General features: G+C 69.9%; 11 protein-coding genes. 2 read left to right on the plus strand and 9 right to left on the minus strand.

Annotated elements, in window-relative coordinates; translation table 11 throughout:
• Window positions 1-45 precede the first annotated feature (45 nt).
• Entirely contained in the window at window positions 46-1,230 is a 1,185-nt protein-coding gene (locus tag ACIBK4_RS01035) for a trans-sulfuration enzyme family protein (RefSeq protein ID WP_398990918.1), read from the minus strand.
• Window positions 1,231-1,401: 171 nt separating this feature from the next.
• On the opposite strand from ACIBK4_RS01035, the gene ACIBK4_RS01040 reads away from it, so the two are divergent.
• Window positions 1,402-1,857 carry an Lrp/AsnC family transcriptional regulator gene (locus ACIBK4_RS01040; RefSeq protein WP_398990920.1) on the plus strand — a complete coding sequence of 152 codons (456 nt, stop codon included), beginning with the start codon at window positions 1,402-1,404 and terminating at the stop codon, window positions 1,855-1,857.
• Window positions 1,858-1,860: 3 nt separating this feature from the next.
• Here ACIBK4_RS01040 and ACIBK4_RS01045 read toward each other — a convergent pair whose 3' ends face one another.
• Together ACIBK4_RS01045 and ACIBK4_RS01050 are read right to left on the minus strand one after the other, a co-directional pair.
• Complete coding sequence (locus ACIBK4_RS01045) at window positions 1,861-2,703, minus strand: PhzF family phenazine biosynthesis protein (protein ID WP_398990922.1); 843 nt, start codon at window positions 2,701-2,703, stop codon at window positions 1,861-1,863.
• A 112-nt stretch (window positions 2,704-2,815) separates the two neighbouring features.
• Window positions 2,816-4,255, minus strand: a complete 1,440-nt coding sequence (locus ACIBK4_RS01050; RefSeq protein WP_398990924.1) for a carboxylesterase/lipase family protein — start codon at window positions 4,253-4,255, stop codon at window positions 2,816-2,818.
• A 112-nt stretch (window positions 4,256-4,367) separates the two neighbouring features.
• On the opposite strand from ACIBK4_RS01050, the gene ACIBK4_RS01055 reads away from it, so the two are divergent.
• Window positions 4,368-5,384 carry an Lrp/AsnC family transcriptional regulator gene (locus ACIBK4_RS01055; RefSeq protein WP_398990926.1) on the plus strand — a complete coding sequence of 339 codons (1,017 nt, stop codon included), beginning with the start codon at window positions 4,368-4,370 and terminating at the stop codon, window positions 5,382-5,384.
• Between the two features lie 67 nt (window positions 5,385-5,451).
• Here ACIBK4_RS01055 and ACIBK4_RS01060 read toward each other — a convergent pair whose 3' ends face one another.
• The 6 genes from ACIBK4_RS01060 to ACIBK4_RS01085 all read right to left on the minus strand — a co-directional run bounded on the left by ACIBK4_RS01060 (window position 5,452) and on the right by ACIBK4_RS01085 (window position 14,577).
• Complete coding sequence (locus ACIBK4_RS01060; RefSeq protein WP_366434029.1) at window positions 5,452-5,664, minus strand: hypothetical protein; 213 nt, start codon at window positions 5,662-5,664, stop codon at window positions 5,452-5,454.
• Window positions 5,664-9,977, minus strand: coding sequence for a DUF6531 domain-containing protein (locus ACIBK4_RS01065; protein WP_398990929.1), 4,314 nt, complete (start codon window positions 9,975-9,977; stop codon window positions 5,664-5,666). Before ACIBK4_RS01065 ends, ACIBK4_RS01060 begins: the two co-directional genes overlap by 1 nt.
• The gene (locus tag ACIBK4_RS01070) at window positions 9,961-10,323 is read right to left on the minus strand and encodes a hypothetical protein (protein ID WP_398990931.1); all 363 of its coding nucleotides are present in this window, start codon (window positions 10,321-10,323) and stop codon (window positions 9,961-9,963) included. The genes ACIBK4_RS01065 and ACIBK4_RS01070 overlap by 17 nt, the downstream gene beginning before the upstream one ends.
• Before the next feature lie 259 nt (window positions 10,324-10,582).
• A complete protein-coding gene (locus tag ACIBK4_RS01075; protein ID WP_398990933.1) occupies window positions 10,583-11,506 on the minus strand; it encodes an endo-beta-N-acetylglucosaminidase H in 924 nt (307 codons plus the stop codon).
• Window positions 11,507-11,729: 223 nt separating this feature from the next.
• Window positions 11,730-12,920: an extracellular solute-binding protein gene (locus ACIBK4_RS01080; protein WP_398990935.1), complete on the minus strand. Its 1,191-nt coding sequence runs from the start codon at window positions 12,918-12,920 to the stop codon at window positions 11,730-11,732.
• 217 nt (window positions 12,921-13,137) lie between these two features.
• On the minus strand, window positions 13,138-14,577 hold the full coding sequence (locus ACIBK4_RS01085; RefSeq protein ID WP_366434036.1) for a gamma-aminobutyraldehyde dehydrogenase: 1,440 nt from the start codon (window positions 14,575-14,577) through the stop codon (window positions 13,138-13,140).
• Window positions 14,578-14,607: the final 30 nt, after the last annotated feature.

A 14,607-nucleotide genomic window follows, 5' to 3' on the forward strand; every position in this document is an offset into this window, starting at 1 on the left:
TCCTCAGTAGTGGGGGGAGGTTGTGGGGGGGGTGTCGTCGCCCGCTCAGGTGGTCGCCGCTTCGGCCGGCACGGCGTCGGCCGCTTGCAGCGCATCCGCGACGAGGTCCGCCGTGTCCTCGGTCCCCGCCGCCAGCCGGACCAGCCCCAACGGCACGGAGTCCGCGAGTTGTTGCTCGCTGAGCATCCCGCGCCACATGGACGCCGGATGCACGGCCAGCGACTCCACACCGCCGAGGCTGGCCGACCGGCGGGGGTAGCGCAGCCGCCCGAGGAAGGCGTCGGCCATCGCGAATCCCCCGGCGAACTCGATGCCGAGAACCCCGCCGAATCCGCTCATCTGGTCCACGGCCAGCTTGTGTTGGGGGTGGGTCGCCAGGCCGGGATAGTGCACCTTCGTCACCGCCGGATGCGAGCTCAACGCCTCGGCGAGAGCAAGGCCGTTGGCGTTGTGGCGCGGCACCCGCAACGGCAGGGTGCGCATCCCGCGCAGCAGCAGCCACGCGTCGATCGGCCCGAGCGTGGCACCGGTGAGCAGCCCGACGTCCCATATCCGGTCGAGGAGTTCGGCCGGCCCGGCCAGCACTCCGGCGGACACATCGGAGTGGCCGTTCAGGTACTTGGTCGCGCTGTGCCAGACCAGGTCGATGCCGAGGTCCACCGGTCGCTGGTTGAGCGGAGTGGCGAAGGTGTTGTCCGCCATGGTCAACACGTCGTGCGCGCGGGCCAGTTCGGCCACGGCGCGCAGGTCGGTGATCTGCAGCAGCGGGTTGCTCGGGGTCTCCACCAGGATCAGCCGGGTCTGCGGGGTCAGTGCCCTCGCGAACGCCTCCGGGTCGGTCTGGTCCACCAGCGTGGTCGTCACGCCGAGCCGCGGCAGCAGGTTCAGCAGCACCGACGCCGTACCGCCGTAGGTGGACCGCTGCCCGATGACATGGTCACCGGCGGACACCAGGGCCAGGACGGCGGTGGTGAGCGCGGCCATCCCGGACGCGGTGACCATGGCCGCCTCGGTGTTCTCCAACTCCGCTACGACGGCGGCGACTTGGGCGTGGTTCGGGTTGCCGAAGCGGGTGTAGAAGTCCTTGCCCCGCGGTTCTACGGCCCCTCGCGCGAACATCTCCCCGTCCTCGGCCGAGAACGCCGCCGTCTGGTAGATCGGCGGGGCGACGGCACGGCTGGGGTGGACCTCGCGATCGGCGTGAACGGTGATGGTGCTCTTGCCCGGCATGGCTGCCGCCCTTCCGTGGACCGTCGGTCCGACTCCATGAGGTGTGACTCCATGAAGCGTGACCGACCGATGGTCCGATGTGACCGGATCTCGGCAACTTTGGCAGCAAATTGCGCGCTGGACGGGCGTAGAATTGTGGTAGTGGCGCTCTGCGCGCAATAATCTGCCGCCATGGACGAGGTGGACCGATCGATTCTGGCCGTGCTGGAGCAGCACGGCCGCATCAGCAACAACGAGCTGGCCGCCCGCGTCGGGCTCTCGCCGTCCCCCTGTCTGCGGCGCGTGCGTCAGCTGGAGGAGGCCGGGGTCATCCGCGGCTACCGCGCGGTGATCGATCCCGCCGCGATCGGCCGCAGCCTGCGGGTCTTCGCGGGCGTACGGCTGGTGCGGCACACGCGCGCGGACGTGGTCGCGTTCGAGCGCGGGGTCACCCGGCTGCCCGAGGTGGTCGCCTGCCACCACATCACCGGCAACTTCGACTATCTGCTCCAGGTGGAGGTGGCCGACCTGCCCGCCTACGAGGACTTCCACGCCAACCAGCTGGCCACCCTGCCCGCCGTGGCCACGGTGACCAGCTACGTCACGATGAAGACGCTCACCGCCGACACCGACACAGGGACCGCATGACGGTCAGAGCGTGATGGCGCCCCGGATGCAGACGTCGGCGGCGCCGCTGACCCAGACCGTGCCGTCCGGGTCGGCGGTGATCGCGATGCTCGCGGCCCGCCCCAGTCGCGTGCCCTGCGAGACCCGGTAGGAGGAGGGCGCGCCGCCGGTCGAGGTGAGCCACTGCCCGACGGCGGCGTTCATGCTCCCGCACGCGGGATCCTCGGGCACACCGGCACCGGGGGCGAAGGTCCGCAGCTCGAACGCGTGCCGGGACCCGTCGCCGTACGCCCCGATCGCACCGACCATCGCGGTCGGAGCGAGCGAGAAGTCGGGTTCGAGGGCGAGCACCTCCTCGGCCGTGGCCAACTGCACGACGGCCCACCCGGGCCCGTTGTCGACCCACTGATGCGCCACGATCCGGTCCCGCGTGATCCCGAACGCGCCCACGATCCACCGCAGTTGATCCTCGTCGAGCGCCCCCTCCCGCACCCGGGGCGGAGCGGCGAAGGCCAGCGCCCCCTCACCCCGCCGCACGGCGACCAGTCCTACGGCACACTCCTGCACGACGCGTCCGTCGTCCCGGGGTGTGCCGCCGCCGTCGAGCCAGGCCCGCGCGGAGCCGAGGGTGGGGTGCCCGGCGAACGGCAACTCGCCCCCGGGGGTGAAGATCCGCACCCGGTAGTCCGCCTCCGGGACGGTGGGCGGCAACAAGAACGTCGTCTCGGACAGGTTCGTCCAGCGCGCCACCCGCTGCATCTCCTCGTCGCTCAGGTCGGTCCCGTCCAGGACGACGGCGACCGGGTTGCCGGAGTAGGGACTCGTGGAGAACACGTCGACCTGCACGAACGAACGGGTACGCGGCATGGTCATCAAGCCCCTTTCACACGGCTGCGACGAAAGCAGGTCCATCCGAGCGGGTGCGCGCACGACAAGAACAGGGCCAGTCGCGACAAAGTGGATTGATGTGCCCCGGACGTCACCCGAAGTGCCGGACACGAGCCGCCGTCGCCGGCGTGTACGGCAGCCAGTCGTGCACCGATCCGCTCACGACGAACTCGGCGACCGCCGTGGCGAAGGTGCGCCCCAACTCCCGTACGGCATCGGTGGGCCGCCCCAGCATCGGGCAGTCCGGAAACGCGTCGAACGTGCCGAAGAGGAAAGGGAGTTCGCCGCAGTGGGTGGCGCCCAGGTCATACGGGTCCTCGGCCGGCCGGTGGTCGAACTCGTAGACGTAGGTCGCGTTGCCGCCGGCCGCGTGGTGGTCGGCGATCCGCAGCGAGTCGGCGCGGAACAGGTGGTCGGTCACCATCGCGGTGAACACCCGTGCGGGGGTGGGCACTTCGAGCGAGGCGGCGTACCCGTCGTACAACTCACGGGGCCGTTCCCCAAGTTGGCTGGCCAGGAGGTCCAACGCGCCCTCGGTGCCGAGGTTCTGGATGCGCGGGTCGAAGGCGGTGAAGGCCGATGCCTCGTCCCGGGTGGTGCCGATGAGCAGCGGCTTGCCCTCCAGCCCGCCGTCCGCGAGTGCGCGGTGCAGGTCGCGGGGAACACCGGGCCCGCCGAGCACCGGATACATGGGCGGGGTGGCGTTGCCCGGACGTGCGAGTCGGCCCGCGAGTCGGCCGTAGGCGGCGAGCAGTTGCTCAACGGGCAGTGTGCGCAGGGCAGTTGCCGCATCGGCTCCGCGCTCCACGCCGAGCAGCCGTAGATACGCCTCGGCGTTCTCGGCCGCGTGCTGCGGGTCCTGGAGCGGCAGGCCGAAGGGGCCGCTCTGGAGGAGCACGCGGTTCACGAGTCCCGAGGTGTCCGGGTCGAGTGCCAGGGCCAGCGACGCGTACGCTCCGGCCGACTGGCCGCCGACCGTCACCTCACGGGGATCGCCGCCGAAGGAGGCGATGTTGTCCCGCACCCAGGTCAGCAGGGCGGCCTGGTCCTGGGCGCCGAGGTTGGCGGCGCCGATCTCCGGCAGGTAGAGGTAACCCAGGGGCCCCACACGGTAGTTGGCGGTCACCACCACGATGTCGCCGAGCGCGGCGAGCCGCCCGCCGTCGTACCAGTCCCACCCGCCGGAACCACTGCTGAAACCGCCGCCGTGCCACCACACCAGGACCGGGCGGGGCACGTTGTCCGCCAACGCCCCTGCCGGGACATGGACGTTGACGGTCAGACTGCCGTCCTCGTCCCAGTCCGGCTCGCGGACCCCCATCACCCGTTCCAGCCGGGAGGCCCCCTGCGGAACGGCCGGCCCGGCCTGCGTCGCCTCCCGTACACCGGTCCAGCCCGGGTGCGGGAGGGGCGGCGCGAACCGCGACTCCCCGACCGGCGAGGCGGCGTAGGGAATCCCCCGGAAGGAGATCACCTCGCCCCGCGCGACACCCCTGACCCGGCCGCGATCCGTCTCCACGACATCCACCATCGGGCTCACCCTCTCTCCGCCGTACGCCTCCGAACCGTTCTAGCGGCGATCATCGATCCGAGCCAGAATGAGGAGACGGAAGCGCGAAAGCAGGACAGAGAGCCAGGTCGACATGGAGAAAGCAAGCCACTCCTTGAGCGAGACGGACCGTCGGATCGCCGCCGCGATGCTGGCCTCCCCGAGGGCTTCCTGGCGTACGGTCGGACGCGTCCTCGGCATCTCGGAGCGCACCGTGGTGCGTCGCGCCGCCCCGCTGTTCCACGACAAGACGCTGCGCGCCACCGCCGTACGCAGCCCGGTGTGGTTCCCCGACCTGATCCCGCTGGCCCTGCGCGTCCGCTGCCGGCCCAACCGGATCAGCGCCATCGCCGCGACCCTGGCCCGCCGCCCCGACACGATCTGGGTGGACATCCTCGGCGGCGGCGACGAGATCTGCACGATCCTGTTCCTGGACGGCCCCGACGCACGCAACTCCCTTCTCCTGCGCGACCTTCCGGCCACCCCGGCGGTCCAGTCGTGGACCTCGCACGTCCTCCTCCGGGTCTTCCCTGCGGCGTTCGACTGGAGCGGGGGCCTGCTGACGGATGCGGAATTGATGAGCCTTCGGCCGGAGAAGCCGGGGTGGTCGGACAGCCCAGGCGGGGAAGACACCTCCGCCCCGGCCGCCCGACCGACCACCCTCCAGCCTCTCGACCACGCGCTGATCACCACCCTGGTCGAGGACGGACGTGCCTCCTACTCCGACCTCGCCCGCCGCGCCGACACCACCGCGCTCACCGCCCGGCGCCGGCTGGAGGCGCTGGTCGGTGATCAGGTCGTGAGGCTCGCGACGGAGGTGGACCTGGCCCGGCTGGGCATCCGTACCGAGGCGCTGCTGTGGATCACAGTCGCCCCCGGCGGTCTGGAGGAGACGGGCCGCGAACTCAGCCGGCATCCCCAGGTCCGCTTCGCCTCCGCCACCACCGGCTCGGCCAACCTCCTCGTGGCCGTCGCCGCCGCCGATCTCAACGCGCTGTACCACTTCCTGAACGACACGATCGGGGCCCTCCCCCACGTCACCACGCTGGAGGTGACCCCGATCCTGAGCGGGGTGAAGAGAACGGGCCTGGTCCGCCCCGGCAGTCTCTGAACCTGTTCGGGGAACGGGAGTTGAAGGGAGCGGTGGGCAGGCCACCGGCTCCCGACGCACCGCCCCCTCAGTCGCACGGAGCGATGATCTCCCAGTCCTTCGCGGGATCTCCGGTCAGCAGGTACTCGCTCAAGTACAGGTCCGTGTCCTCGTGGAGGTCGTCCCCCAGCTCCCAGACGGACTCGCACTCCGGGCACAGGAAGAATTTCCTGCCCGTGTCCTTGCGCTCGTAGCAACGCACCCAGTCCTGGCCGCAGTGGGCGCAGGCAACCTTTTCCATCAGTTCCAACTCCTCGGAAAGGCCGTGATCACTTCGTTGCCGTGTTCGACGGTGATCGAAATATATTCTTCGCCGGGGTTGTACCCCACCTGCCGGGCCATCGGGATGATGTAGGTGGTACGAGCGCCCTGCTGGTTGACCGAGACCGCCGCGGCCCGCCGGCTCCATGCCTCGTCGACCGTCTCCAGCACCCCCTGGTTGCCCGTGTCGAAGACTCCGTGGGCGGGCTTCACGGGGTTGTCCCGGGTGTGCTGCATGACATGGGTGATGCGGTGCCCCTCGGCCGACCCCGGACCGTAGTCCAGTCCTTCGGGCGACCGGTACCAGCTGTCTCCGAGGTCCGCCAGCTCACAGCCGTACAGACCCAGCGGGTCCGACCAGGTGCCGGGATGGCGGACGTACGCCGACGGGTTGGGGGCCGGTGCCAGTCCCAGGGGGTCCTGACTGAGGTAGCAGGCCGTCTCCGGGTCGTAGTAGCGGAAGTAGTTGTAGTGCAGGCCCGTTTCGGCGTCCGCGTACTGCCCCGGGAACCGCAGCGGGCAGTCGGTGGCGGCGGGGCCGGCCGGGTCGCGGAGCGCGGTGCCCCACAGCGAGGTGCGGCCCTGCCACGTCGTCGCGCCGTCATCGGTGACGAGTTCGGTCGGAGTGCCGACGGCATCCGTGACGACCGCCTGGAAGAGGACCGCGTGGCCGGGGTCCGACTCCTCGGCCAACCGGGCGAGGAACGAGTCGTGGTGACCGACGCCCGATCGCCGGTGATCGCTCTGGGCGACCGGCCGATAGGTGCCGGGCTCGTAGTCCCAGGTCGTCACCTTGCCGTCCGCCCGGCGCTGTTCGGACAGCCTGGTGTCGTCCCAGGAGAAGTCGGTGCGATCGGTCGGCGTTCCGTCGTCCGCCGACCGGTATTTGGAGAGACGGCGCCCGAGCGGGTCGTACGCGTATCTCCAGCGCTCGCCGTCCGGTGTGCGGACTTCGGCCAGACGGTCCTCCGCCGTCCAGGAGTAAGTCCACGTGAGGGCCTGCCCGTTGAGGAGCTTGCGGGTCCTGCGGACCAGACGCCCTTGGGCGTCGTGCTCGTAGGCGGTGCGGCCCGCGCGGCGGACGAGGGTGCCGTCGAAGTCGCGCTGCCCGGCGGAGCCGTGATCGGGTGCCGTGGCGCTCACCAGGTTGCCGGCCTGGTCGTAGGCGTAGGTCTCGGTCCAGCCGTGGGCGCGTACGCCCGTGACACGACCCGTCCCGTCCAGGTCGAAGTGGCGGGTGCCCGTGGTGAGTTCGCGGATCTCCGTCAGATGGCCGTCGGCGCGGTAGGCGTAGGTGCGGTGCTGCAGCAGGTTCTGTGCGTCGGCGGCGCCCGCGGTGAGGGACTGGACCGTGAGGCGGCCGGCCGCGTCCCACTTCTGGGCCAGCAGGACATCGGCACCGAGACGGCGCTCCGTCTCGTGTCCGGCGGCGTCGTGGCCGAAGGACAGGGTCCCCGCCTCCGAACGAAGCTCGGTCGGGCGGCCTGCCCTGTCGTACGTCCACAGCGAGACCAGCCCGGACGGAGTCTCACGGCGGACGCAGCGGCCCATGAGGTCGTAGCCATAGGCCGTGACGTGGTCGTCGACCGTCTCGCTGAGCACCCGTCCGAGCGCGTCCCTGGCGAGGGCCAGCCCCGCGTCCCGGTTGGCCGCCCGGGCGAGCAGTCCGTCCGCTCCGTACTCGAACGTCGTCGTCCCCCCGGTGGCGGTGCGTTGTTCGACGACGCGGCCCGCCCCGTCCCGCACGAAGTCCAGCGTCTCCCCGGCCCCGTTGGTCCGTGCGACCAGCCGGCCCGCCGCGTCGTGGCCGTACGTCAGCGTGCGCCCGTTGAAGTCGGTCTCGGCCACGAGCCGGCCGGCCTCGTCGTAGCTGTACGACCAGGTCCGGCCCTGCGGGTTGGTGACCCCGGCCAGGCGCAGTTCCGTGTCGTACGAGAACGCGTAGTGCGCGCCGTCCGGGTCGGTCCGCGCCGCGGGGACGTCGAAGTGCGCCGCCGTGTGGTGGGTCGTGCCGCCCGCCGCGTCCGTGTGGGCGAGGAGATTGCCCTCGGCGTCCCACGTCCACGACTCCCGTGCCCCGTCGGCCAGTTCACGCCAGGACGGCTTGCCCTCCGGCGTCCAGCCCAGGCGGGTGGTGTGGCCCAGCGGGTCGGTGATCGCGGTGATCCGGCCGAAGACGTTCCGGCGGATCGTCGTGGTGTGGCCCAGCTCGTCCGTCAGGGACACGGGTAGACCGGCCGCGTCGTATGCCACCGTCCGTGTGTGGCCGAGCGCGTTCGTGATCGTGGTCGGACGGCCGGCCTCGTCGTTCGTGTACCGCGTCTCGGCGCCGGTCGGGTCGACGGTGGCGAGCAGGTTGCCGCGCTCGTCGTAGGTGTGGCGCCACACCGCCCCGCCCGGCTCCGTGACCTCCGTCGGCAGACCGAGCCCGTTGTAGACCGCCCGCGCCAACGACCCATCCGGCAGGGCGAGTTCAGTTAGATTACCGGCGTCGTCGTAGGTGTACCGGGTGGTGTGGCCCAGTGGGTCGGTCACCGTGACGGGGTGTGTTCCGTACGTGTCCCACTGGGTGCGCGTGATGTTGCCGAGGGGGTCGGTCTCCTCTTCGACCTGGCCTTCCGTGTTGTGGCGGTGGGTGGAGACGCGGCCCTGGGAGTCGGTGTACGTCGTCGTGCGCGCGGTGTCGTCGTAGGCCAGCGTGCCGGAGAGGATGCCGTCGACGCCCTCGGTGCGGACGACCCGGCCGCGCTCGTCGTAGACGTAGGAGAACCACGTGCCGTTGCGGTCGGTCCACTTGGTGATCCGGCCCTGGTCGTCGTACGCGAACCGCAGTGGTTCCCCACTGGAGTTGACGACCTCCGTGAGATTGCCGGCGCCGTCGTAGCCGTAGCGCATCACGACCGTGCCCTCGCCTACCGGGCCGTCGGGGCCGTAGCGCGAGGGGGGTTCGTCGAGGAGGCGCAGGGCGGTGATGCGGGGGCCGGTCGTGTCGACGGCGATGTAGTGGCCGCCGGAGTGGCGCAGGCCGAACGGGACGCCCTCGTCGTCGCGTTCGACGTCGACGCGGTGGCCGTTGCGGTCGCTCCAGGAGTCCAGGGCGAGGTGGAAGACGCCGAAGGTGGGGGAGGGGACCGGGGCGGCGAAGGTGCGGACGACGCCGGTCGCCGGATCGGTGACCGTCATCGCGCTGTCCGGCTTGCCGTCCCAGTCCAGGGGCCAGCGGGCGCCCTTGACCGGCATGGTCGGGACACCCGGTTCCGGGACCGGGTAGACCAGGCGCATGCCGTCCGCCGCGGCGAACACCACGCCCTCGCCGTCGATCTGGAGGCACTCGTCGAGGGTGGAGATCCAGGTCGGGCCGAAGCAGACGCCGCCGCGGTAGGAGGAGAGGTGGGTGCGGGTGAACTCCAGCGGGAGGCTTCCCGGCAGCGCGAGGTCCGTCGCGGTCATCAGCATCGCGCCGGTCGCCACGTCGATCGGCTCGCCGACGCAGGGGGTGCCCTTGGCGTTGCGGGCGGCCGGGCCCAGCTCCACCAGGTCGGGGCGAAGCGACGGGGGCCGTAGCAGCAGGGGTGTGGTGTCGCTGAAGGCGCCCTCGATGCCCGCCTTGACGACCCCGCCGCCCGCGCCCAGCGCGCCGCCGAAGATCATGCCGTCCTTCGCGGCCTGGTTGACCTCGTCCAGGCTGAAGCCCTGCTGCAGCCCGGTCGCCATCTTCAGCGGCTGGGCCACCGCCAGGTCGACGGTCACCGACTCGATCCCGCCGAAGGTCGCCGCGACCAGCGTGCCCCCGGCGATCTCCGCGATCGTCGTGGAGACGGCCACACCGAGCCCGGCGCCGAACTCGATGACCAGGTCGGCCGCCGCGACAGCCGCGCCGGAGGCCAGCCCCGCGGTGAAGAACGCCAGCGCCACCCCGCCCGCGATCACGGCCGCGTCGATGCCGATCTGCGTCCAGAGCTTGTTGATGGCGTCGTCGATCGCGTCGGCGAACTTGTCGAGCGCGGTGGCCATTTGACGCCCGGAGCCGGCCAGATCACTCAGCCAGCCGGTGTCCTTGTCCTTGGCGTACCGGCCCCAGAACTTGTCGAACGCCTCGATCGATTCACCGGTGTTGTTGTGGATGATCGAGGACGCGCTCTGCTGCACCGGACCCCGTACATCGTCCACGGCGTCCGCGAAGGTGCGCCAGGCCGTCGCCGCCGAGCGCAGCTTCCCCGAGTCGGCCTCCGGCCACCACAGGCCCAGATGCAGCAGGATCTTCCGGGCCTCGTCCTCAACGCTCACCGGCACCGTCCGACTTCGGGACCTTCACTTCGGTGAACATTCCCGCGATCAGCTCGTCGTTGTCGACATGACCGTCCGTCAGGTCGGCCATCGCCTCGTGAATGCTGGTCAGACCGAGCACCAGCGTGCCCGCCGCGCTCTCGATCTTCTTCTGCAACGGCTTGTAGGAGTCGCCGAACTCCTTGCCCTGCTTGTCGTTTCCCCAGGGCTCGCCCAGGCCGTCCAGGGACTTCACCAGCGCGGTCAGCGCCTTGCCCAGATCGACTGCCGCCGTCTGGAAGTCCGGCGCCGCCCGTTTGATATCGGCGGTCTTGATGTCGAGGACCTTGGCCGGATCCTTGCCGTCACCCATCGCGCGTTCCCCCGTTCGCAGTCGCGTCCACGACCCTAGAAGAGTCGAACCAAGGGAAGGTCATGTCTTGGTCATGCAGAGGCAACGCTCCTGGCGCAAGCCAGCGACAGCGAGCCACCGACAGCGAGGCCCCGATCCGCGGTACCTACGGCAACCGCGCCCCCGACATCGTTGTCGGAAGCGCGGTCTGCCCGAGGCGTGGCCCTACGGAATGCGGCAAGACCCGAGGGGGCGCCGGACGCCGGGGAGCATGGTCGGCCTACGGCGTGTAGACGGCGGCACTGCCGTACAGCTGCTTGGTGAACGCCGAGACATCGGCGGTGCGGTCGGTGCCGTCGAGGTTGTACGTCAGGAAGACGCCGTATCCCTCGCTGACCGTGCGGGCGGCGAGGGAGGCGGCCGTGCTCTGCGAGGTGCCGCCGATCTGGACGGCCGCCGGCGACAGCTTCGACTTGGGCAGGGCGATACCGGGGACCTGCCAGCTGCCGTAGTACGGGTTCCAGGCGTAGTCGAACTTGGAGGTGACGTCGACGCCGCCGTAGGACAGGCGCGACGCGGCCGGGCCGATGTTGTAGAGGCTGATGATCTTGCCGGGCATGTTGGCGCGCAGTGCCGACACGAGGTACACGAACGAGCTGGCGTTGGGCTGGGTGGTGCCGTTGTTGCCGTAGTCGGCGTACTCGTCGTCGAAGTCGATGCCGTCGAGGCCGTACTTGGTCACGGTGTCCGACAGTTGCTTCGCGAACGTCGAAGCCGTCTGCTGGGACGGGAAGTTGGCGAAGCCCGAGCCCTGGTGGTTGCCGAGCACCGAGAGGACGACCTTGATGCCCTTCTGCTGCAACGGCCGTATCTGCGTGGCGGCGTTGTCGAGGACGCTCTGCACGTTCGGGTTGAAGTACAGGGTCCCCGCCTTCGTGCTCGCGTCGTAGTTGATGTTCGCCGCGAAGATCACGGCGATGTCGAAGACGTTGGCGCCGCCGTTGGAGAGGGTGTACTTGCCGACGTTCAGCATGCTGTTGTTGTTCACCTCGACGTACGCCACCGAGGTCGGTCCCTGTTTCGCGAGAGCGGCGGCGGGCGCCGCTGCCGCGCCGCCCGTGGCGGTCGCGCCCAGGGCGAGGGCCGCGATCGTCGAGAGGGCGAGCGCGGCCGTCCGTATTCTTCTCCGCACCGGAGTGAACATCGTTGATCGGTCTCCCATCACATGGAGCGGCGCCCGCCCTGCCGGCGAGCGCCGAGTGGGTTCCCCCGACCCTCTCCGTTCCCGGGACCGCACCCCCGGAACCATGCGACAGCCCTTCCCGACTCCACGCACATCGCGCCACAACTCTCAATCCGGGCAGGGGAGTTGACGGAACGCCATGCTGCCGCGAACGAACAGGACGCGCACGCCGCGGACACCGCCCCTACAACCCCACGATCTTGTTCCACTCCTTCGCGAACTCCACCCGCTCCGTCGACGTGATGTCCCGCGCGATCGCAAGATGCTTCCGCATCGTCGAGTCCGGGAAGATCAGCGGGTTCTCGGCGAGCGCCGCGGTGTCCTTGTCCTTGGAGGACGCGAGGACGTCCTGGGCGGCCGGGACGGGGCAGACGTAGTTGACCCAGGCGGCGAGTTCCGCGGCGACCTCGGGGTCGTAGTAGTAGTCGATCAGCTTCTCGGCGTTGGTCTTGTGGCGGGCCAGGTCCGGGATCATCAGGGAGTCCGCCCAGAGTTCGGCGCCCTCCTCGGGGACGACGAAGCGGATGTCCGGGTTGTCGGCCTGGAGTTGGATCACGTCGCCGGAGTAGGCCTGACAGGCGAGGACGTCGCCGCTGACCAGGTCCTTGGTGTAGTCGTTGCCGGTGAAGCGGCGGATCTGGTTCCGGCTGATCTGGGTCCGCACCTGGTCGCACACCTTGTGGAAGTCGGCCGCGGTCCACTTGGTGATGTCGACGCCGTTGCCCTGCATCAGCAGCGCGAACGCCTCGTCCAGGCCGGAGAGCAGCGTGACCCGGCCCTTCAGGTCGCTCGCCCACAGGTCGGAGACATGGCGGATCTCGCGGCCCAGCTTGCGATGGTTGTACGCGATGCCGGTGATCCCCGACTGCCACGGCACGGTGTACCGGCGCCCCGGGTCGAACGCGGGCGAACTGAGCTGCGGGTCAAGGTACTTCGCCACGTTGGGCTGCGCGGCCCGGTCCATCCGCTGGACCCAGCCGAGGCGGACGAACCGCGCGCACATCCAGTCGCTCATGACGATCAGATCGCGGCCGGTCTGCTGGTGGTTCATGAGCGCCGGGCTGATCTTGCCGAAGAACTCGTCGTTGTCGTTGATCTCCTCGATGTAGTCGACGGAGATCCCGGTCTTCTTCTCGAACGCGTCCAGCGTGGGCCGCTTCGTCTGGTCGTCGTCATCGGTGTCGATGTACAGCGGCCAGTTCGCCCAGGTCAGCTTCTTGTCCTTGGCGGACAGATCGGCACCGGCACGGTCCCCCGCCTTCACATACGCGGCGGGCACACCGCACCCGGCGAGCGCGCCGAGCGCGGCGGTTCCGCCGAGCGCGCGCAGGAGGGAGCGACGGGAGGGCGGGAACGACTTCGGAGTCTGGGGCACCCGCGCAGCATGACCCGCCGACCTGTCTCCGATCAATGGACGCTGCGTCGAGCGGCTTCCCGCGGACCCGACACCTTGTCGATCGGTTGCCTGTGAAGTAACCGCCCGTTCACACGGAGCGTGCGCGGCGAACAAGGAAGCACACGAAAACTGCGCGGCCCCGGACGGTCAACTCCCGTCCGGGGCCGCGCAGTTGCTCCTACAGATCTACGAACGCTCACGCGTCCAGCGACGTCATCACGTGCTTGATCCGCGTGTAGTCCTCGAAGCCGTAGCCCGACAGATCCTTGCCGTACCCCGACTTCTTGAACCCGCCGTGCGGCATCTCGGCCACCAGCGGAATGTGCGTGTTGATCCACACGCACCCGAAGTCCAGCGACTTCGACAGCCGCATCGCCCGCCCGTGGTCCTTCGTCCACACCGAGGACGCCAGCGCGTAGTCGACGCCGTTGGCCCACTCGATGGCCTGGGCCTCGTCCGTGAAGGACTGGACGGTGATGACCGGCCCGAAGACCTCGTTCTGGATGATCTCGTCGTCCTGCTTCAGTCCCGAGACGACGGTCGGGGCGTAGAAGTACCCGACCTCACCGACCCGGTGACCGCCCGACTCCACCTTCGCGTGCGCCGGCAGCCGCTCGATGAAGCCGGTCACCTGCTTGAGCTGGTTGGCGTTGTTGAGCGGGCCGTACAGCACGTCCTCGTCGTCCGGCTGACCCGTCTTCGTCTCGGCCGCCGCCTTCGCGAGCGCCGCCACGAACTCGTCGTGGATCGACTCCTGGACCAGCACACGCGTCGCCGCCGTACAGTCCTGCCCCGCGTTGAAGAAGCCCGCCACCGAGATGTCCTCGACGGCCTTGGCGATGTCGGTGTCCTCGAAGACCACGACGGGGGCCTTGCCGCCCAGCTCCAGGTGGACCCGCTTGAGGTCCTTGGCCGCGGACTCGGCGACGGACATACCGGCCCGCACCGAACCGGTGATGGAGGCCATCGCCGGCGTGTGGTGCTCGACCATCGCGCGGCCGGTGTCCCGGTCGCCGCACACGACGTTGAAGACGCCCTTGGGCACGATCGAGCCGATGATCTCGGCGATCAGGACGGTGGAGGCGGGGGTGGTGTCCGAGGGCTTCAGGACGACCGTGTTGCCGGCGGCCAGCGCGGGCGCGAACTTCCACACCGCCATCATCATCGGGTAGTTCCACGGCGCGACCTGCGCGCAGACGCCGATCGGCTCGCGGCGGATGATGGAGGTCATGCCCTCCATGTACTCGCCGGCCGAGCGGCCTTCGAGCATCCGGGCCGCGCCCGCGAAGAAGCGGATCTGGTCGACCATCGGCGGGATTTCCTCGGAGCGGGTGAGCCCGATCGGCTTGCCGGTGTTCTCCACCTCGGCCGCGATCAGCTCCTCCGCGCGCTCCTCGAACGCGCTGGCGATGTCCAGCAGGAACTTCTGCCGCTTGGCCGGGGTCTCGTCCCGCCAGGCCGGGAAGGCAGCGGCGGCGGCCGCCATCGCGGCGTCCACATCCGCCGCTCCGGACAGCGGCGCGGTCGCGTACGCCTCACCGGTCGCCGGGTTGACCACCTCGGTGGTCCGTCCGTCGGCGGCGTCCCGGAACTCACCGTCGATGTAATTGCGCAGACGACGCAGCTCGGTGCTCACTGCCGGCCCTCCAAGGTCTGGGTGTTCTGA

Origin of the sequence: Streptomyces sp. NPDC050528 (genome assembly GCF_044457795.1) — a bacterium.
Lineage (GTDB): Bacteria > Actinomycetota > Actinomycetes > Streptomycetales > Streptomycetaceae > Streptomyces.